The sequence below is a fragment of the Rheinheimera marina genome (assembly GCF_042654345.1).
GTDB lineage: Bacteria > Pseudomonadota > Gammaproteobacteria > Enterobacterales > Alteromonadaceae > Pararheinheimera > Pararheinheimera marina.
Genome location: NZ_JBHSGB010000006.1, coordinates 380,073 through 398,257, shown reverse-complemented (window position 1 = coordinate 398,257; position 18,185 = coordinate 380,073). Strand labels below are relative to the sequence as shown.

18 protein-coding genes are annotated in these 18,185 nt (G+C 51.6%); 10 read left to right on the top strand and 8 right to left on the bottom strand.

Annotation, left to right across the window (positions count from 1 at the left end):
• Positions 1–3 precede the first annotated feature (3 nt).
• Both ACFO3I_RS07850 and ACFO3I_RS07845 read left to right on the top strand, forming a co-directional pair.
• On the top strand, positions 4–1,506 hold the full coding sequence (locus ACFO3I_RS07850; protein WP_377333104.1) for an alanine/glycine:cation symporter family protein: 1,503 nt from the start codon (positions 4–6) through the stop codon (positions 1,504–1,506).
• Positions 1,507–1,592: 86 nt separating this feature from the next.
• Positions 1,593–2,090 carry a GNAT family N-acetyltransferase gene (locus ACFO3I_RS07845; RefSeq protein ID WP_377333102.1) on the top strand — a complete coding sequence of 166 codons (498 nt, stop codon included), beginning with the start codon at positions 1,593–1,595 and terminating at the stop codon, positions 2,088–2,090.
• On the opposite strand, the gene ACFO3I_RS07840 is transcribed toward ACFO3I_RS07845, so the two are convergent.
• Positions 2,087–2,287, bottom strand: coding sequence for a hypothetical protein (locus tag ACFO3I_RS07840; RefSeq protein ID WP_377333101.1), 201 nt, complete (start codon positions 2,285–2,287; stop codon positions 2,087–2,089). The two genes, ACFO3I_RS07845 and ACFO3I_RS07840, sit on opposite strands and share 4 nt — an antisense overlap.
• Positions 2,288–2,440: 153 nt before the next feature.
• Here ACFO3I_RS07840 and ACFO3I_RS07835 point away from each other — a divergent pair, with 153 nt between their 5' ends.
• A complete protein-coding gene (locus ACFO3I_RS07835) occupies positions 2,441–3,460 on the top strand; it encodes a DUF2817 domain-containing protein (RefSeq protein WP_377333099.1) in 1,020 nt (339 codons plus the stop codon).
• Positions 3,450–4,223 carry an alpha/beta fold hydrolase gene (locus ACFO3I_RS07830; protein WP_377333097.1) on the top strand — a complete coding sequence of 258 codons (774 nt, stop codon included), beginning with the start codon at positions 3,450–3,452 and terminating at the stop codon, positions 4,221–4,223. The genes ACFO3I_RS07835 and ACFO3I_RS07830 overlap by 11 nt, the downstream gene beginning before the upstream one ends.
• Here ACFO3I_RS07830 and ACFO3I_RS07825 read toward each other — a convergent pair.
• From ACFO3I_RS07825 to ACFO3I_RS07815, 3 genes are read right to left on the bottom strand one after another with little or no spacing between them, the layout of a single operon-like run.
• On the bottom strand, positions 4,187–4,852 hold the full coding sequence (locus ACFO3I_RS07825; RefSeq protein ID WP_377333458.1) for a tRNA-uridine aminocarboxypropyltransferase: 666 nt from the start codon (positions 4,850–4,852) through the stop codon (positions 4,187–4,189). The two genes, ACFO3I_RS07830 and ACFO3I_RS07825, sit on opposite strands and share 37 nt — an antisense overlap.
• Before the next feature lie 59 nt (positions 4,853–4,911).
• A complete protein-coding gene (gene aceK, locus ACFO3I_RS07820; protein ID WP_377333096.1) occupies positions 4,912–6,681 on the bottom strand; it encodes a bifunctional isocitrate dehydrogenase kinase/phosphatase in 1,770 nt (589 codons plus the stop codon).
• Positions 6,681–7,559, bottom strand: a complete 879-nt coding sequence (locus tag ACFO3I_RS07815; RefSeq protein WP_377333094.1) for a type 2 periplasmic-binding domain-containing protein — start codon at positions 7,557–7,559, stop codon at positions 6,681–6,683. The genes aceK and ACFO3I_RS07815 overlap by 1 nt, the downstream gene beginning before the upstream one ends.
• A gap of 253 nt (positions 7,560–7,812) precedes the next feature.
• Here ACFO3I_RS07815 and ACFO3I_RS07810 point away from each other — a divergent pair, with 253 nt between their 5' ends.
• The 4 genes from ACFO3I_RS07810 to ACFO3I_RS07795 all read left to right on the top strand — a co-directional run bounded on the left by ACFO3I_RS07810 (position 7,813) and on the right by ACFO3I_RS07795 (position 12,824).
• Positions 7,813–8,781 (top strand): SPFH domain-containing protein, encoded by a 969-nt coding sequence (locus tag ACFO3I_RS07810; protein WP_377333092.1) that lies wholly within the window; start codon positions 7,813–7,815, stop codon positions 8,779–8,781.
• 14 nt (positions 8,782–8,795) lie between these two features.
• Positions 8,796–9,257, top strand: coding sequence for an NfeD family protein (locus tag ACFO3I_RS07805; RefSeq protein WP_377333090.1), 462 nt, complete (start codon positions 8,796–8,798; stop codon positions 9,255–9,257).
• Between the two features lie 265 nt (positions 9,258–9,522).
• A complete protein-coding gene (locus tag ACFO3I_RS07800) occupies positions 9,523–10,593 on the top strand; it encodes an alpha/beta hydrolase family protein (RefSeq protein ID WP_377333088.1) in 1,071 nt (356 codons plus the stop codon).
• Between the two features lie 158 nt (positions 10,594–10,751).
• A complete protein-coding gene (locus ACFO3I_RS07795; protein ID WP_377333086.1) occupies positions 10,752–12,824 on the top strand; it encodes a diguanylate cyclase in 2,073 nt (690 codons plus the stop codon).
• Between the two features lie 14 nt (positions 12,825–12,838).
• Here the strand turns inward: ACFO3I_RS07795 and ACFO3I_RS07790 are convergent, their stop codons facing one another.
• The 3 genes from ACFO3I_RS07790 to ACFO3I_RS07780 all read right to left on the bottom strand — a co-directional run bounded on the left by ACFO3I_RS07790 (position 12,839) and on the right by ACFO3I_RS07780 (position 15,412).
• A complete protein-coding gene (locus ACFO3I_RS07790; protein ID WP_377333084.1) occupies positions 12,839–13,792 on the bottom strand; it encodes an SEL1-like repeat protein in 954 nt (317 codons plus the stop codon).
• A 142-nt stretch (positions 13,793–13,934) separates the two neighbouring features.
• Entirely contained in the window at positions 13,935–14,810 is an 876-nt protein-coding gene (locus ACFO3I_RS07785) for a substrate-binding periplasmic protein (RefSeq protein WP_377333083.1), read from the bottom strand.
• 218 nt (positions 14,811–15,028) lie between these two features.
• Entirely contained in the window at positions 15,029–15,412 is a 384-nt protein-coding gene (locus tag ACFO3I_RS07780; RefSeq protein ID WP_377333082.1) for a hypothetical protein, read from the bottom strand.
• Positions 15,413–15,722: 310 nt separating this feature from the next.
• On the opposite strand from ACFO3I_RS07780, the gene ACFO3I_RS07775 reads away from it, so the two are divergent.
• Both ACFO3I_RS07775 and ACFO3I_RS07770 read left to right on the top strand, forming a co-directional pair.
• Positions 15,723–16,208 (top strand): Panacea domain-containing protein, encoded by a 486-nt coding sequence (locus ACFO3I_RS07775; protein ID WP_377333081.1) that lies wholly within the window; start codon positions 15,723–15,725, stop codon positions 16,206–16,208.
• Positions 16,199–16,558, top strand: coding sequence for a hypothetical protein (locus ACFO3I_RS07770; protein ID WP_377333079.1), 360 nt, complete (start codon positions 16,199–16,201; stop codon positions 16,556–16,558). Before ACFO3I_RS07775 ends, ACFO3I_RS07770 begins: the two co-directional genes overlap by 10 nt.
• Before the next feature lie 206 nt (positions 16,559–16,764).
• On the opposite strand, the gene ACFO3I_RS07765 is transcribed toward ACFO3I_RS07770, so the two are convergent.
• On the bottom strand, positions 16,765–18,177 hold the full coding sequence (locus ACFO3I_RS07765) for an FAD-dependent oxidoreductase (RefSeq protein ID WP_377333077.1): 1,413 nt from the start codon (positions 18,175–18,177) through the stop codon (positions 16,765–16,767).
• Positions 18,178–18,185 lie beyond the last annotated feature (8 nt).

Sequence of the window (18,185 nt, the reverse complement as noted above, 5' to 3'; positions counted from 1 at the left end):
TAAATGAATGAATTAGTCAACGCCATCAATGGTGTTATCTGGAGTCCGGCGCTGATTTATCTGTGTCTGGGCGCCGGTTTGTTTTTCTCTGTAATGACCCGTTTCGCGCAGCTGCGTCATTTCAAAGAAATGCTGAAACTCTTATTAAATAACTCCAGCTCAGACAAAGGGATATCGTCGTTTCAGGCCTTAGCTGTATCGCTGTCAGGTCGGGTTGGGGTAGGTAACATTGCCGGTGTGGCTGCGGCCATAGGCTTTGGTGGCCCCGGCGCTGTGTTCTGGATGTGGGTGGTGGCCTTTTTGGGCGCCAGTACCGCTTATGTCGAGTCGACTTTAGGCCAGTTGTATAAAGTCGAACAGAACGGCCAGTACCGTGGTGGTCCGGCCTATTATTTTGAACGTTGCCTGGGCTGGAAGCCTTTGGGTGTATTGTTTGCCGTTTCCGCCATTATTGGTTGTGGCTTGTTTTTACCGGGCGTGCAGGCCAATGCTGTCGGTGATGCGGCGGTACGGATCTTCGGCGAGGGTGCTATGGTCGACACGGCTTTTGGCCTGGTTGGTACCAATAAGCTGATCACGCTGGCGGTGATCCTGATGATCCTGGGTTTTATTATTTTCGGTGGTATCCGTCGTATTGCCAACTTCACTCAAATCGTAGTGCCATTTATGGCATTGGGTTACATCATTATGGCGCTGGTGGTGGTGTTTCTGAATCTGGATAAATTACCCGGCGTGTTTAGCCTGATCATCAGTGATGCATTCACGGCTCAGGCTGGTTTAGGAGCGGCTATTGGCTGGGGTGTGAAACGTGGTATTTATTCCAACGAAGCGGGTCAGGGCACTGGCCCACATGCAGCAGCTGCAGCAGAAGTGGACCACCCGGCTCAGCAAGGTTTAGTGCAGGCGTTTTCTGTTTATGTGGATACCTTGTTTGTCTGTACCGCCACTGCGCTGATGATTCTGATCACTCAGCAATATAACGTCGCGGGCACCTTAACCGACGGCACTTTTATTGTGCAGAATGTGGCAGCCAATACCGAGATTAGCTCGCCTGCCTTTACCCAGCTGGCGCTGCTGCAGGTGTTTGGTGACTTCGGTTCTATTTTCGTGGGCTTGGCGCTGTTCTTCTTCGCTTTCACTACCATTCTGGCTTACTACTACATCACTGAAACCAACGTGGCGTATTTAAACAGCCTGTTTGGTGACAAGCTGCCACTGTGGCTGTTTAAACTGGCATTGATGTTTATGGTGGCTTACGGTGCGGTAAACAGTGCAGGTTATATCTGGACCATTGGTGACATAGGTGTGGGCATGATGGCCTGGATTAACGTGCTGGGTATTTTGCTGATTTTCTTCCTGCACAAGCCAACCATTCGTTGTCTGCGTGACTATGAAGCGCAAAAGAAAGCCGGTGGCCCTATCACCTTTGACCCGCTGAAGTTAGGCATTAAAAATGCCACTTTCTGGGAAGAACGGGCGAAGAAGCAACAGGACCAGTCTGAGTAATGACTCAAAAACCGGAGCAAAGGCTCCGGTTTTTTTTGTACAGTATTCATCAGAACCTGCCGCAGTTTTTTGTGATGGAGACGTTGATGTTAACCACGGAACGTTTAATTATTCGGCCTCTGACATTGGACGACGCCGCCTTTGCACTGGCGCTGTACAACGAGCCAAGTTTTTTGCAGTACATTGGCGATAAAGGGGTTCGCACCTTAGAGGATGCCCGAACTAACCTGGAACAAGGCGCTTTGGCCAGTTACCAGACTTATGGTTTTGGTATGTACAAAGTGCTGTTGCAGGACGGCACCGCCATTGGCCTTTGTGGCCTTATTCAGCGTGATTTTCTGCCGGTACCGGATTTAGGTTATGCCTACTTTCCACAATTTACCGGCCAGGGCTATGCACTTGAAGCGGCACAAGCTGTGGTGGCTTATGCCCGTACTTTGCAGCTGACAGAGCTGCAGGCCATTGTGTCGCCACAGAATCTGGCGTCGAAAAAGCTGCTGGAGAAAGTCGGCATGTTGCCTATTGCGCCAGTGCTGGTGCCGCATAAAAATGAATGGGTGGACGCTTACCAGCTACAGCTCTAATGTTGCTGCTGCTTTTTAAACTCTTCGTAACTCTGTTGAGCCTGCTGCAGGCACTGCGCTTTGAGTTCAGCGGGCAGAGTGTTGCACTGCGCTCTGGTATCCCGCTGGGTTCTGTCATACCACCACTCATCTGAACCACGTTGGCTGTAAGCACAACCCGTTTGTGCCACCAGCAGCAACAAAACTAAATATCGCATCAGGGCCCCTCCGTTTTTTTTCAGTATGCCGCCCAAGTCGCTGAAACTCCAGCGATTCATAGTCCGTGCTTGTCATGAAAAGTTCACTTTAACTTGGGCTTTTTACTTTTATGCTGAAGAAAAACACCGATGTAGCAGGATAGGGAGAGCTGGGTGCGGTCAGCCCGGGTACGACATTTATTACCGGAGCTGATCCGGTTGGAAGCCTTGCTGGACAGGGCACCTGCCCAGGTGTCGGCGCAGTGCTGGGCTGAATTTGAGTTCAGCGGCATCCGGCTGCCCAGTTACCTGATTGAACTGGGTGCGCGTGACCCGGCGAAACCCAACTTGTTGCTGGTCGGCGGTGTGCATGGGCTGGAACGGATTGGCAGCGCCGTGCTGATTGCCTTTCTGGAAAGCCTGCAAAACCGGCTGAACTGGGACCAGACCTTAGCCGATAGCTTAAGCCAGCTGAATTTGTATTTGTTGCCGATGGTGAACCCTGTTGGCATGGCGCTGAAAACCCGCAGCAATGGCCATGGCGTCGATTTGATGCGAAATGGTCAGGTGCGCTGTGAAGGCAAAGCGGCCTTTTTGGTAGGCGGCCATTTGTTGTCCAAACGCCTGCCATGGTATCGCGGCAATCCACTGCAACCGGAAGCCGAAACCCAAGCCTTAGTGCGGCTGGTTCGGGAAAAACTGTTTCGCGGGCCCTTCAGCCTGGTGCTGGATTGCCACTCTGGGTTTGGCGTGATGGACAGATTGTGGTTCCCTTATGCCAAAAGCCGCGAACCTGTGCCGCATTTAGCCGAGTTATTCCGGCTGCGTCAGCTGTTGTTTGACAGCTACCCTTATCAGCCGTATCAGTTTGAACCGCAGTCACAGCATTACCTTTGCCATGGTGATTTATGGGACCAGCTGTATGACGAGTCACTGCAGACGGACACCACTTTTTTACCGCTGACACTGGAAATGGGCTCCTGGAACTGGGTGCGGAAAAACCCCTGGCAGCTGCTGGATTTGCTTGGCATGTTTCATCCGGTCAAACCGCACCGGGTGAAACGGGTGTTACGCACGCACCTGACCTTACTGCACTTTTTAATCTCGGCCACCGCGTCACAGCAGCAGTGGCGACAAAGCCTGTACCCCCGCATGCATCGCCAGCAGGCGCTGGAGCTTTGGTATGGCCGCTGATGTGATTCTCCTGTTGCGTGGCCTGGTGCGCGAACAGCGGCATTGGCAGAAGCTGCCACAGCGGTTGGCTGCGCAGTTAGAGCTGCCAGTGGTTACGTTGGATATTCCAGGTTGCGGCGCTTTGTATCAGCAGTCAAGCCCGGGCCGTATTGAACAGATGCGCCAGAGCCTGCAACAACAGCTTGCGGCAAACTACCCGCAGTATCGGCAAGCCAGGCTGCATCTGTGTGCCATTTCAATGGGGGGAATGCTGGCGCTGGACTGGGCTGTGGCGGCGCCCGGGCACGTGGCGTCTTTGGTGCTGATCAACAGCAGCAGTGCGCTCAGTCCATTCTGGCAGCGCCTAAGGCCTGCCAACTATTTGACCTTGCTGCGCTGCGCATTGAGCCAGCAACCAGAGCAGCGCGAGCCGCTGATTTGGCAGCTGACCAGCAATCAGGTGCCACAGCGGGCTGTGGTGGCACAATGGATCCAGTTTGCCCGGCAGTACCCGGTATCCAAAGCCAATGCGCTGCGTCAGTTGTGGGCCGCCGCGAGATTCAGACCTGAAGTCAAACCCCAATGCCCGGTGTTTGTGATGGCCAGCCAGGCCGACCGGCTGGTGGACTGGCGCTGCAGTGCGCGGCTGGCCGCGTGGCTTAACACAGAAATCCGGTTGCACAGTGAGGCCGGTCATGACCTGCCGCTGGATGATCCAGCCTGGTTAGTTCTGCAGTTGCAGTGTTTTTATTCGAAAGTTAAATGCGGTTTGCCGGCAATATAATTACGCCGGAAGGTTTGAAAATACTGGGCTAAGTCTGCACTGGCCTGTTGATCGCCAGCCAGTTTTAACACCTCCACTGCTACTTCCGCCGTACAAAGCTGATGCTCATGCGCCGCTTCGCGCAGCTGATAGCTGGAGGCCTGTTCAGGCTGAATGCCCAGCACCGGAAAGCCGTCCAGATAAGGGCTGCTTCTGAACATCTTTTTGGCTTCGCGCCAGGTGCCGTCCAGCATTACAAAAAGTGGAATTTTATCGCCTGTTTCTACTGCCGATATGCAGCGCTCTGGCGCGGCGTATTGCTGTGGAAACACAATAATGGGCTGGTACTCTGGCTGCTTTAGCAAGGCGAGCAGTTCAGGATCAGGCTGAGTACGATCCCAAACATAGGCGAAGTTGCGCTCTGCAATGTCGGCAATCAACCGGCCTGTATTGCTGGGTTTGTAGGCTTCACCTGTGTACATCAGAAACAAAAAGGCTGAGTGGGCCGAAGCCTGAGGTTTGGCGGCACAAATGCAGTCTGGCACCGGCAATAAGCACTGCTCGCAGCGGATCACTTTACTGCCGCGGGCACGGAAGATCCGGGTGGTTTTTTGCAGTTCACGCGCACGCAGCGCCAATACAGAATTCATTGGTGTCACAACAGGCTCAGGTTCAGGCGGCGCATTTTACGCAAGCCGCTCTGGCTTGGCTATGCAAATTCGTCCGGATAGAGCCGGGCAAAGCGTTGGCATTGTGGGTAAGGGAAGATATCTTCCACCAGGCCAGCGCGGATCCCTTGCTGTTTTTGCTGCCAATAGCGGGCGTCTGCCAGTTCCGGATGCTGCTCCAGCAGCATTTGGCGGATATCCGGCTGCGCTGTGACATAAGTGGTGATTTGCTCCGGAAACACGTCGCCGGGAGCGACCGAATACCAGGGCTCGCTGCTGAGCATGTCGTCGTAATTGTCGGTGTGCGGAATGGTGCGGAAATTCACGTCCAGCAGGTACTGCACTTCGTCAAAATCGTAAAACACCACCCGGCCATGCCGGGTCACGCCGAAGTTTTTCAGCAGCATGTCGCCTGGGAAAATATTGGCAGCAATCATGTCTTTCAGCGCCTGACCATAATCGTCCATCACATGGCGTTTTAACGTGGTGCTGGCCTGCTCCAGATAGATATTCAGTGGGATCATCCGTCGTTCAATGTACAAGTGGCGGATGATTAGTAAGTCATCCTCAATTCGCATTGAACTGCCAATGCTGTCCTGCAGTTCCTGCAGCAGCTCCGGGCTGAAACGGTTAAGTGGCAATGCCACGTCAGAGAATTCCATGGTGTCAGCCATCCGGCCCACGCGATCGTGTTTTTTTACCAGTAAATAGCGCGCTTTGACGGTAGCGCGGTCGAACTGTTTGGTTTCGGCAAAACGGTCGCGGATCACCTTAAACACATAAGGAAACGAAGGCAGGGTAAACACCATCATCACCATACCGCGAATACCGGGCGCCGCCACAAAGTGGTCGCTGGATTTGGTCAGGTGCTGAAGCAGTTCACGGTAAAACTCGGTTTTGCCTTGTTTATGCAAGCCGACGGAGGAGTAAAGCTCGGCCAGGGTTTTATGTGGCAACAGCTCGCGCAGAAAATGCACCAAGGCGGAAGGTACCGTCATTTCCACCATAAAATAAGCACGGGAGAAGCCGAAGATAATACTCATCTGCTGAGCGTCGGTGATCAGGGTGTCGACACAAACACCGTCTTTACCCTGGTGCAACAGCGGAATAATAAATGGCTGCTGGCCGTCTGGTGTCACCACCCGCCCAATGATGTAAGCCGCCTTGTTGCGGAAAAACAGTGACTTTAAAATATCAAAACGCACCAGTTGCACCGGGTGACGGCCATGGCTGGATTGTTCGGTAAAAGTGCGGACCAGCAGGCGGATATCGCGCTCTAAATTGACAAAAGGCACATCCAGTTTAAAGCTGGCCATAATGGCGCGAATACTTTGTTTCAGGCCATATTGGGCCGGGAAATAACTTTCGTAGACAGAGGCGACTGGGGCCGGTAATTGCTGTTTGTTTAAGGTGGATTCGACAAAAATATTCTGGTTATGAAAATATTTACGTTCATACAAGCGGCAAAACACTGAGTTGTAGAAGGTTTCTGCCAGTTCGGCCTGAGGGTGAAACATCAGGTAATGCTGGTACTGCTGGCGTACCTGATGCCACAAGGCTTCATCCAGTAGCAAAGGCCTGCCGTCGGCGGACTGCTCCGCAACGGCGGGCAACAAATGCTGCAATTGCGTCAGGGTTTCATTCACCCTGCTGTCGTAGTAAGAGATGCGCTCAGAGTTATCTTGTTGTAAGCCTTGCCAGTTCTGATAGCTGTAGCGGTTTTTCGCCTGTGCAGTAATGCGCTGGAACAGCACAAAGTGACGGCGAAAGCCTTTTAATATCAGGTCGGCAATATCTTTTGCCTGCAGCATCAATGGCGCTCCTGCGAATAACCAAAATCGGCCGGTACAAACCAATAGCGGCTGTTGTGGAAGTCAGTGTCTTTGCTCAGTAATGGGTTGGCCAGCAAAATCCAGCGACTGGCCGCTTGTGCTTCTAACGGAAACATCTGACGGGTCAGCTCATTTTGTTGCATATGGGCCAACAACTCGCCGTCATCAATCATGGATTCCAAGCCTTGTTCTATCCACTTCGCCAGTTCTTCATGCTGTTTCTGGGTAAAGAAATAGACAGTAAAAGGGTAGTGCAGCATCAGGTCCGGGTAACGCACTAAATCCGGGTAAAGATCATGGCGTTTTTGCAGCTCAACCACGCCCTCATGCAAGCCACGCGGAAAATAATCACAGCGGCCGGCGTTGACCTGTTTAAAAATATTTTCATACACAGGGGCCGCCAGCACTTTTAAACCGGCGGCGCGCATAATGCTGACATCTGGCCAAAATGCGCCCTGGCAGGCGGTGAAAGGTTGCAAGGCCTGCAGGCTGTCGACCTGCGCAAATCTGGCCACAGAATCTTTATGCAGGATCATTTTGCGAAAGCCCATCAGGCCCCGTTCCAAAGGAATACGGATAGCTCGGAATTGCTGTTCTTTTTGCTGGTCGGTGCCTACCCAGAATACGTCCAGTACTTCACCTTTGGCCAGTTCACGCAAGGCCCGGCCTTGCTCCATTTGGTAGCTGCTGACCAATTTAGGCACTGGCCTGCCTTTTGCCGCCTTATGCAAGGCTTTATCCAGCAAACTGACGTAGTACTGATGATTAATGTCGTACTCTGAGCGGGGTTTGGGGATCAGCAGTTGGGGCTGCTCTTGCGCACGCAAAACCAGGCTCAGACACAGAACTGACAACATACCCCACTTCATGTCCTAACCTCTGGATTTGCTTGTAGACAGTCTAACCTCTGGCCGCAGGGACGAAAAGTGAATGCAGCAAATTCACTCTATTGGGGTCAGGTCTTGTATTTTGCATTGAAACGCAAAATACAAGACCTGACCCCAAGGTTCTGACTGAAAGAGGGCAACGAAAGAATGCGGTCGCGGGTTTAGCTTTGGTAAAAAATACGTTAAATTGTTGCTGAATTTAACTAAATCATAAGGATAAGTGATGGACCAATCGATGCTATTTGACAGTCAGCTGCTGGTGCCTCTGGTGCTGGTGTGTGCCGTGTTAATTATTATTGGCAAAGCTATAGTGATACTGCCGCAGAATATGGCTTATATCATTGAACGTCTGGGTAAATACCACGAAACCCAGACGGCAGGCCTGCAGTTTATTATTCCTTTTATCGACCGTATTGCCTACCGGGTGTCGCTGAAAGAAAATGCCATCGACATTCCCAGCCAGTCGGCCATCACCAAAGACAATATCAGCCTGACCATTGACGGTGTGCTTTATATCAAGGTGATGGAGCCGTACAAAGCTTCGTATGGCATTGATAACTATGTGTATGCGGTGATCCAGCTGGCGCAAACCTCGATGCGCTCTGAAATTGGTAAGCTGGACCTGGATAAAACCTTTGAAGAACGTGACAGCTTAAACGCCAAAATTATTGACGCCATCAACCAGGCATCCGCCGCCTGGGGTGTGCAGGTGATGCGCTACGAAATTAAAGACATTAACCCGCCAAGTTCAGTGTTGGACGCGATGGAAAAACAGATGCGTGCTGAGCGGGAAAAACGCGCCGCTATTCTGGATTCTGAAGGCAAGCGCCAGGCGGCTATTAACCTGGCCGAGGGTGAAAAGCAGGCGACTGTGCTGGCGGCAGAAGCTGAACGCGAGCAACAGGTATTAAAGGCACAAGGTGAAGCCCGTTCTATTGAACTGGTGGCTGAAGCCAAAGCCAAAGCCCTGACCATGATTGGTGAAGCTGCTTCTACTGCACAGGGCCAGGCTGCGGTGCAACTGGACTTGGCCACTGAAGCTATTGCGGCGAAAAAAGCCATAGCCCGCGAATCCACTGTCGTGCTGATGGACAATGACAAATCATCCACGGGCAATACGGTGGCCGAAGCTTTAGGAGTGGTAGCGGCTATTCAGCAGTCCGGTGCATTAAACAGCGCATTGAATAAATAATTGAGGAGAACCTGATGGATTTAACCTCATCACTGTTGGTATTAGGCCTGGTTTGTCTGGCGCTGCTGCCTTTTGCAGTGCCTGGTCTGCTTGAGGTGTTGTTGTCGCTGGCGGTGTCGTCACTGTTAGTGTCTGGCGCTTTGTATCTGGGTTGGCTGCCAGATGAGCTTTGGGTCAGCTTGCTGGCGTTGGCTGTACTTGCTGTGATCACCGCACTGGTGCTGTGGAAACCACTGCGGCGCCTGCAGCACAGCGACGAACGCTTGCAGGAAGACAAAGGCATTTCAGATTTTGTCGGCACGCCTTTGGTACTTGCCGCTCATACCAGCAAAACCCAGGCCAGTGAGCTGCTGTTCAGTGGCGTGCACTGGCAGGTGAAACTGGATCCGGAGTGCAGCGACAGCGAGCTTGAAGCTGGTGACAGTGTTGTGATCAGCTCAGCTCAGGTGGGGCTGTTACTGGTGAAAAAAGCTTAATGCTTGGGGTCAGGTCTTGGTAGTTCAGGGTCAGGTCTTGAATTTTGCGTTTCAATGCAAAATTCAAGACCTGACCCCGATATCGCCATCGACGCGTTTTTGCTATTGATGAATTTTTTTGAATACTCTGTGCAGAATTTCCCGCTTTTTTCTGGTCTGTTCTCTTCGTACACTGCCCTTATCCCGTAATCCATGCCACTGAACCCAGTGCGCCTGGCAGTTAGAACGGACTGATTACACTGCAGTCCGACACCGGAGCATAACGATGAAGACACAACGGATTTGGACCACCTTGATTGCCCTCGCTGCGACTGTACTGCTCAGTGCGAGTCTGAGCGGCTGCAGCGCCAAGGCCAGTGGTTTGAGCCCGGCCGTCTGGCAGCAACACCTGAACTTACCTTCAGTACAGCAGGCAGAAAAACTGGCGGACAATTTAGACGCCCAGGTTACACAAACTGAATTTAGCTGGTTTGACCAAAGCCGCCAGCGTACTGTACCCGCCTTATTATTCAGCCCTAAAACCACTGCGCGTCCAGATCACAAGGCGGCGTTACTGGTGTTCTCGCATGGCCTGGGTGGTTCGAAAGAGCGTTATGCCTATCTGGGGCAATACTGGGCCAGTCAGGGTTATTACAGCCTGCACCTGCAACATGACGGCAGCGACCGCAAAGTCTGGCAGGGCAGCCGCTTATTGCTGCCGTTTCGTTTGATGGATGCTGCTGATGAAAGCGAAGCCTTGGCCAGGGTGCAGGACGTGCGTTTTGCGCTGGACCAGTTTTTAGCAAGTGATGCCTCGCAAGGTGTGGACCCCAACCAAATTCTGATGGCTGGCCATTCCTATGGTGCCAATACCGCCATGTTGCTGTCTGGTGCTCAGGTGGAACAGAACGGCCAGTTGGTCAGCTTAAAAGACCCACGTATTAAAGCGGCCATTTTAATTTCTGCGCCGCCATTTTATAACGACCAGCCGCTGCAGCAGGTGCTGGCTGACGTGACTATTCCAACCTTGCACATCACTACCACCGAAGACGAAATTAAAGTGCCGGGTTATTACTCATCACCACAGGACAGGCTGGAGCTGTTTTATGCGATGGCCAGCCCTTACAAAGTGATGGCGGTATTTAATGGCGGTAGCCACAACGTGTTTTCCGGCTGGCGCCGCAATGACGAAACTGCTAACCAGAACAAGGTCATAAAAGCCGCCACCCAGGCCTTATCTGCAGCCTTTATCCAGCAGGTGATCAGCGGCGATAGCAGCGCCTTGCAGTTATGGCAGCAGCAACACCAGGCGGTGCTGGCTGATTTTATCCGCAGCGATATGCTGGCACTACGCTAAGGGGTTCTGACAGCAGCCGGGAGGCAGCTGTTGTCGCTGACGTCGCATTGTATTTGATGTCGCTAATTAACCTGTGCTAGTTTCTGTGCAGTTTTTCGGCGGATAGATCCTTAGTAATGCGTTGCTTTCCTGTTGTTTTTAGTCTGGTGCTCTGCTGTTTGAGCCTGTTTTGTGTGGCTGAAACCACGGACTTTTCCGCGCTGCGTGCGCAGTTGAAACAAGCCAGAGCACAAGGTGATTTAGCCAAAGCCGATCAGCTGGCCAGCGACTATCTTCGGCTGGCTACGGTAGTCCAAGACCCACTGCATTTAGGTATGGCGCATTTTCAGCTGGGCAAAAATGCGATGGAGCGCAATAACTATCGGATAGCAAAACCCGAGCTGGAACAGGCGGTTGCGTTGTTGCAGCCTTTGGGGAAGAGTGAAGCGCTGGCCGATGCTTTGGACAGGCTGGGCATGACCTACCGCTATCAGAGTGACTATGCCAATGCGCTGAAATACCTGTATCAGGCGATGCAGATCTACCGTGATCTGGAGGATTTAGAGTCCATCGCATCTGGTTACAACAACATAGGTACTGTGCTAGAGAAAATGGGCCAGTTTGAAGAAGCCCTGCACGCCCACCAACAAAGTCTGGAACTGAGTTATCAGTTGAAAGACAGCGACAGCATTGCCAGCACCATTTTTAATCTTGCCGATTTACATCGCAGTCTGGGTGATAATGACCAGGCATTAAAGTACTTCCTGCAAACTCTGGAAATGGATATGGCCAGTGGCAATCAGCGTGATATCGCTTACAGCCACAACAAATTGGGTTTTTTGTACAGCGATCTGAAAGACTTTGACAAGGCCAGAACGCACGCCGACCGGGCGTTGACGCTATTTCAGCAAATTGGTGCGAAACGGGACATTGAATGGGCCCGCACTGTGCATGCCAAACTGGCAATGGAGCAAGGGGATTTTGCCAAAGCGCAGCAATTGCTGGACCAGGTGATTGAGACCGCGATCACACAGAGCTACAAAAGCCTGTTGGTCGACAGCTACAAAATGGCGGCTGAGCTGTCGCTGCGCCAGGGCAAGGCACAGGCAGCGCTGAGTTACATTGAACCAGGTATTGTGCAGGCACAACAAAACAATGAACGGGCGGACGAAGCGTTGCTGCAGCAAATGCGGGTGGACGCTTATATCCGGCTGGATCAGGTGCGTGATGCGCTGCAGGCGCTGCAAGCGCAAAAGCAGCTGGAAGATGACATCTTCAGCAATAAAAAGGCGGCCGCTATTGCCGCCATTCAGGCCCAGACCGAATATACCCGCCAGCAGTACCAAATATCTTTGCTACAAAATGAGCAAAGCCTGCAGCAGGTCCGGCTGGAGCAAAGCCAACTGGCGCGTAACTTCTGGATTTTTGGCTTAATGGCGGTGTTTGTGCTGATGATTTCCTTGTATCGTCGCTATCTGCAAAGCCAGCAAAACCGCCGTCTTGAGCAGGAAGTTGCCGCCAGAACCTCTGAACTCAAACAGAAAAATACTGAGTTGCAGCAGGCTTACCAGCAGCTGGAAGTGATCAGCCTGACCGATAAGCTGACCGGTCTCTACAACCGACACTTTCTGGAAAGCCATATCGAAACCGAACTGGAACAATCCAGGCGCCGCTGGCAGGACTGGCAAAGTGGCAAAACCAGCCAGCCTGAACGCGCTGAACTCGCGGTGTTTTTGATAGACCTGGACCACTTTAAAGCGCTGAACGACAACTATGGCCATTATGCGGGTGATGAGGTGTTGCAACACTTCAGCCAGAAGCTGCAGCAGGTGTTTCGCCAATCGGACTATCTGGTGCGTTGGGGCGGCGAAGAGTTTTTGGTGATTGCCCGCAGTATTAACAGAGAAGAAGCCGCTCCTTTGGCACAACGACTGGTTGACACTGTGCAGCAAGAGTTGTTTCCGCTGAGCGAGGCGCCGCCAGTTGCTGTCAGTTGCTCTGTCGGCTATGCCTGTTATCCGTTGCCACTGGGCGCTTCACCTCTGCACTGGGAAAGCCTGTTGAAACTGGCCGACCTTTGCCTTTACGCCGCAAAATACAGCGGACGAAGTGGCTGGGTTGGGTTGGAAGCCATTAAAGCGGAAACCGACCTCTTGCCCGGCGTGATAGCGCCGGGTCAACTGCAACTGTGGCATGGCGAAGGTCAGTTGCAGGTGCAACACAGTTTTGCCCGGTTAAACTGGCTGGGCTGACGGCGCTTTACGGGTTAAAACGGGTATAAACTGCCGTTTTGGTTGACGCTCTGAGTCCAGTGTTCAGTCATCTCCAGCGCCTTAGCAATCTGTTCTGCTGTCAGTTGTTGCTGCAGATTTTGTTGGTAACGGTCGTACCGGCTATACAGCTCGTTGTCATCGGTAAAGTTTAAGATCAACTGATTAAAGGCATAGGCTTTCAGCCGGCCATCAGGGCCATCCTGTTGATAGTAGTTTTGTTGCGCCAGCCGGACCATAGCTTGCAGGCTGCCATGCGCTGCGGCATCTTCCAGCCAGCTTTTTTGCTGCAAGACGAAAGTGTCACGTTGCCTGATATAGTCTTCTCGTGGCAACTCAGCGGCTTCAATCAGTTCCATATAACGCTCAGGCACCATGGCTGCGATAAACTCCTGTGCTGGCACCATTCCCTTCGCTGCGGCCTTTGCCAGCAGTACATAAAATTCTTTACGCTGCTGCTCGCTAACGCCCAAACAGAATTGATAATTCAGCTGCAGGTTAACCACGCTACTATTGTCTGCCTTATTGTCGTAGGCCTGTTGTAGTCGCTGTGCATAGGTCTCTTCATCAACCGGCACGCCATAACAACGGCGTAAGTTCATGCCCAAGACATAAGCAGCTTCAGCATCCCCTGCCTGGGCCTGCGTTAACAGTCTGTCGAGATGTTCCGCCAGAGCCGCATCCAGCCGCCAGCTGGGTCTTGTTTTAACCTGCATAGTGGTGTGTGTGTCGGGTTGTCTTGTGTTATCCGTGTGTAGCTCTGCAGCAGGTGTTAACTCCGACTGAGCCAGCCTTGGTTCATTGGTTTTTGATGGGGATGCCATCTGCTCGCCGGCACTTGGCAGCCCGCCCAGCCCGCTATCAGAGCTGAGCGGAGCAAAAGCCTGACTCAGCAGATAAACGCAGAGGCCAGTCATCAATACAGCCAATAGACTCAGCGCTTTATTCATAGTGTTTTCCTTCAGGCTAACTCAAATCCATCACGGCAAAATTGCTATCGTCTTTACCACTTAGCAAGACCGTCTTTGTTGTCAGGCTGAGGTTGGCGCCAGCGGACTGGCTGACAGTGAACGTCATATAATACACCTGGATTCAAGGAGTTAACCACCAACTGGTATCTATTGGTGCTGTACCTACAGGCACAGCCGTGTTGTTCAGAAAAATCATGGTTCTGTTGTTTAAGTTGGCCTTCTTCAGTGTGTCGGCATAATAACGGTCAAACAAAGCACGATAAGAGCCGTCCTCTGTGGCCTTTGCCAGACCTTGTTCCAGCACAGCTGCCAGATCGGGCCTGTGTTTACTGACAAAAAAATACACAGGGTGCTGATAAAACAACATGATATTGTCAGCAATGATCAGGTCGTCTGAATGCAAGGCTAACTCGCCCCATACCTCATTGACACCTCTGGAAAAGTAGTCAAACCGGCCATGTTTCAGCATTTCAAACAGCAATTGATAATTTGTGGAGCTGACGACTCTTAAGCCATTTTCCTTAAATACATGAAAGTCACTCCAATGTGGATTATGCCCGGCCACATAGGGTTTAAGTTGTTTCAGCGTGGTTATATTTTTAAACTTTTCATTGTTTTCCGGTGTGATTAACAGCAGCCTGAGTCCGAGCAGGCCGCGGTAAATGGGGACTTTAATCGGGATCATAGTGCGCTCACGCTCTGCAGAAGTGGAGATAAACAGCATATCCAGCTCTCCATTTACCACCATTTTTTCTACCCGGCCTTCCGTTAAAACCTCAGGTGATTGCACCGCCTCAATACGATAAGGAGCGCCGTTTTTTTCCAGCACCAGTTCCAGTAGCTTTAAGGCAAAACCATGGCGGGGTTGTAAATGATAATGACGGATATGGATCACCTCTTCGGCTCTGAACTCTGCGGGGAACAGCATTAGCACGCAGAAGATCAAACCACTGACCATCAATGACATGGCAAAACCAATTTGAAGAGAAACCAGCATTAAGAATAGATGCAGCTTATTGATTTACAAGGGGAGAAGCTGCCCGAAATAACTCAGTACATCAGGTTGCCAGTCAGGTTTTTCTTTGGGCCGCATCTGGGGGGAAGTCGAAAACAGCGCTGTCGTGTCCGGCCGGATCTCAAGAGGAATAATGGACTGGTGGAGCAGGTCAAGACTGATACCCCCAGCAAGCACCACGAACAGGCCAGGATCTTTATTTATTCAGTTTTCCTTTCAATATGCCCCAAATCCATCGCGGCGATTAAATAGCCGTACTCTTTGTCGCTTAGCTGACCGGCCTGATGCAGCTGTCTGGCAAGTTCGTGCGACCAGCTTTTGCCCGCAGGCGCCGCGGGCAGAGTACGGTTGATGTCCAGCAGGTGCTGTTCTGAGACTGTATGGCCTTGTTTGGTGGCCTCAGTCGCGCAATAACTCAGAATATATTCCACTGCATAGTTATCGACACTGGGCTGCCCGCTGTATTCCGTGTGACAGGCGGTTTTATGCTCGCCGCCTGGCGTAACGTAGCTTAACTGGCCTGTGGTGCAGCCAGGCAGAGCCGTTATGGTTAACAGCAGTGCTGTGATTTGAACAGGCTTCACACAATCCCCTGCGTTTAACAAACTGGTACTATCCGGCTGTTTTACCCTGAATTTCAATGAGTTTCAATGTGTGGTGGCTAAAGCCTTAGCATTGTGTCCGACTAAACACATCTAACTACATGGCAAGAATCGTTTTTCATTACAGGTTCAGGATTCAAGGCAGCCCTGAATATAGCGTCGGGCTTTTGCCACAATAAACGGTGATCTGGCCATGACGGAGGTACTCACCTTGATTTGGTGGGATAGATAGCTGTACACTTTAACAGTATTATTCTGGAACACTGGCTTGAGTTAAGTGGGAGATAACGTTATGTACCCAGCAGTCGATGTTGCTATAGATCTGCTTAAGGTGGCAGCATCTTCAGGCTATTCGCTAACACCAATGCAAGTGCAAAAATTGGTATACATTGCCCATGGAATTTCTTTGGCGCAGCGTGGCTTACCATTGATTAATGAAAAAATTAACGCTTGGCAATATGGTCCTGTGATCCCTGAGATTTATGGGCGATTTAGAAACTACCAAAGTCAGCCGATTCCTCTTGCTGATTTGCCTGAAAGTACAAGGTCCTCAGGGATCGATACTGAGAGCTTGCGGATTCTAGAGGATGTGGTTAGAAACTTTGCCAGGCTCAGTGGTGGGCAACTTTCAGAATTGTCTCACAGAGTAGGTAGTCCTTGGCATTCAGTATGGTTTGATCAAAAAGGTCACGAGGTCAGAGGAGCAATAATTCCAGACTCCCTGATCCGGCCACATTATCAGCAGATATTGCATTCGGGTAGGGTGGAATGTCTTTAAACCTCGAGTTACCACCTTTAGCGGATGACCCAATAGAACCAGAACCGACAGATCAGGACGTTCTTGAGGTACAGCAACGCGCTAGAGCGGAAACCGATGGTGTAAGAGCGAAGACCGAAGACACCCGAACCTCGACGGAACTTAAGCGGTCGTTATCAGCGCATGTTTTATGGTTAATGTGGTTATGGTTTATTGCTTTGTGGACTGTAGTTGCCTTTTACATGTGTGAGCAGTTTGATTACAGCAGAGAAGTTCCACCGGAAGTAATTATTGCCTTGCTTACTTCAACGACAGTGGTTGTAGGTTTGGTCGGTTATATTCTGAAAGGCTTGTTTAATGTAAGAGAATAATCCTGAACAGAGTAGATGGTTTAGGTTTTACTCAATAAGTGGTTTGAAGCTGTTTCTGCGAGCTTTTGGCGTTTTTATTTTTCCTGACGTAGCATATTTTTTAAGTAAACGCTTTTAGGGTAAGTTGACATGTCATCGATGCTGCTATCAAGCATTAAGTGAAAGGGCGTGTAATGCCACGCCCTTTCACTGTTAAACCCGCAACTTTACACCTGCAAATAATCCAGAATACCTTCAGCGGCTTTGCGGCCCTGGGCGATGGCGGTGACGACCAGGTCGGAGCCACGCACCATATCGCCACCGGCGAAGATTTTTTGCTGGTTGGTTTGCAGTGGGTAAGGGCTGGTTTCACTGGCCACCACACGGCCTTTTTCATCCAACGCTACACCCATATCTTTCAGCCATTGCGGTGGGCTTGGCTGGAAGCCGAAGGCCACAATCACGGCGTCTGCGGCCAATACTTGCTCTGAGCCTGGCACGGCTTCGGCATTGCGGCGGCCTTTGGCGTCTGGTGCACCCATTTGGGTGGTGACCACTTTGACGCCAATGGTGTTGCCGTTTGCGTCCACTTCAATGCCCAGTGGCTGCAGGTTAAATAGAAACTCCACCCCTTCTTCGCGGGCATTTTGCACTTCACGGCGCGAACCCGGCATATTGGCTTCATCGCGGCGGTACGCACAAATCACCTGGCTGGCGCCCTGGCGAATCGAGGTACGGACACAGTCCATTGCGGTGTCACCACCGCCTAATACCACCACTTTTTTGCCGGCCATATCGACGAACGGGTGTTCTGTCTGCCAGCCCATCAGGTTGTTGATGTTGCCAATCAAAAACGGCAGTGCTTCATAGACCCCAGGCGCGTCTTCATTGACTAAACCACCTTGCATTGGCGTGTAGGTGCCGAGCGCTAAAAACACAGCGTCGTACTCGGCCAATAAGGAGTCAAAGCTGACGTCTACACCGACATTGGTGTTCAGACGAAACTCAATGCCCATCTCGGTAAAGATTTCGCGGCGAAGTTTCAGTACGTCTTTTTCCAGTTTAAATGGCGGAATACCAAAGGTCAGCAGGCCACCAATTTCTGGGTAACGGTCAAACACCACTGGGGTAACACCGTTACGGATCAGCACGTCAGCACAGGCCAGGCCTGCCGGGCCGGCGCCAATAACAGCCACCCGTTTGTCGGTTTTCACCACGGCGGATAAGTCCGGCCGCCAGCCCATCTGAAAGGCTTTGTCGGTAATGTACTTTTCAATGGAGCCGATGGTTACAGCGCCAAAGCCTTCGTTCAGGGTACAGGCGCCTTCGCATAAGCGGTCTTGTGGGCACACCCGGCCACAGACTTCCGGCAGGCTGTTGGTTTTATGCGACAGCTCAGCTGCTTCAATAATCTTGCCGTCGTTGGCCAGCTTCAGCCACTGCGGAATGTAGTTATGCACCGGGCATTTCCATTCGCAGTAGGGGTTACCACAGTCCAGACAGCGGTCGGCCTGACCTGCCGCCTGGGTTTCTGTCATTGGCTGGTAAATTTCTACGAATTCAATAGTGCGCTCGCGGTGCGAGCGCTTTGGCGGGTCGACCCGCTTTACATCGATAAACTGGTATACGTTTTGTGCCATGATGAGTG

Bases quoted from the DNA above. Each gene is read 5' to 3' on its own strand.
- ACFO3I_RS07785 (WP_377333083.1), bottom strand. From the start codon at position 14,810: ATGCTGGTTTCTCTTCAAATTGGTTTTGCCATGTCATTGATGGTCAGT.
- aceK (WP_377333096.1), bottom strand. From the start codon at position 6,681: ATGCTGCAGGCAAAAGATATTGCCGACCTGATATTAAAAGGCTTTCGC.
- ACFO3I_RS07840 (WP_377333101.1), bottom strand. From the start codon at position 2,287: ATGCGATATTTAGTTTTGTTGCTGCTGGTGGCACAAACGGGTTGTGCT.
- ACFO3I_RS07800 (WP_377333088.1), top strand. From the start codon at position 9,523: ATGAAGACACAACGGATTTGGACCACCTTGATTGCCCTCGCTGCGACT.
- ACFO3I_RS07810 (WP_377333092.1), top strand. From the start codon at position 7,813: ATGGACCAATCGATGCTATTTGACAGTCAGCTGCTGGTGCCTCTGGTG.
- ACFO3I_RS07770 (WP_377333079.1), top strand. From the start codon at position 16,199: ATGTCTTTAAACCTCGAGTTACCACCTTTAGCGGATGACCCAATAGAA.
- ACFO3I_RS07845 (WP_377333102.1), top strand. From the start codon at position 1,593: ATGTTAACCACGGAACGTTTAATTATTCGGCCTCTGACATTGGACGAC.
- ACFO3I_RS07765 (WP_377333077.1), bottom strand. From the start codon at position 18,177: ATGGCACAAAACGTATACCAGTTTATCGATGTAAAGCGGGTCGACCCG.
- ACFO3I_RS07850 (WP_377333104.1), top strand. From the start codon at position 4: ATGAATGAATTAGTCAACGCCATCAATGGTGTTATCTGGAGTCCGGCG.
- ACFO3I_RS07790 (WP_377333084.1), bottom strand. From the start codon at position 13,792: ATGAATAAAGCGCTGAGTCTATTGGCTGTATTGATGACTGGCCTCTGC.
- ACFO3I_RS07775 (WP_377333081.1), top strand. From the start codon at position 15,723: ATGTACCCAGCAGTCGATGTTGCTATAGATCTGCTTAAGGTGGCAGCA.
- ACFO3I_RS07825 (WP_377333458.1), bottom strand. From the start codon at position 4,852: ATGAATTCTGTATTGGCGCTGCGTGCGCGTGAACTGCAAAAAACCACC.
- ACFO3I_RS07830 (WP_377333097.1), top strand. From the start codon at position 3,450: ATGGCCGCTGATGTGATTCTCCTGTTGCGTGGCCTGGTGCGCGAACAG.
- ACFO3I_RS07805 (WP_377333090.1), top strand. From the start codon at position 8,796: ATGGATTTAACCTCATCACTGTTGGTATTAGGCCTGGTTTGTCTGGCG.
- ACFO3I_RS07815 (WP_377333094.1), bottom strand. From the start codon at position 7,559: ATGTTGTCAGTTCTGTGTCTGAGCCTGGTTTTGCGTGCGCAAGAGCAG.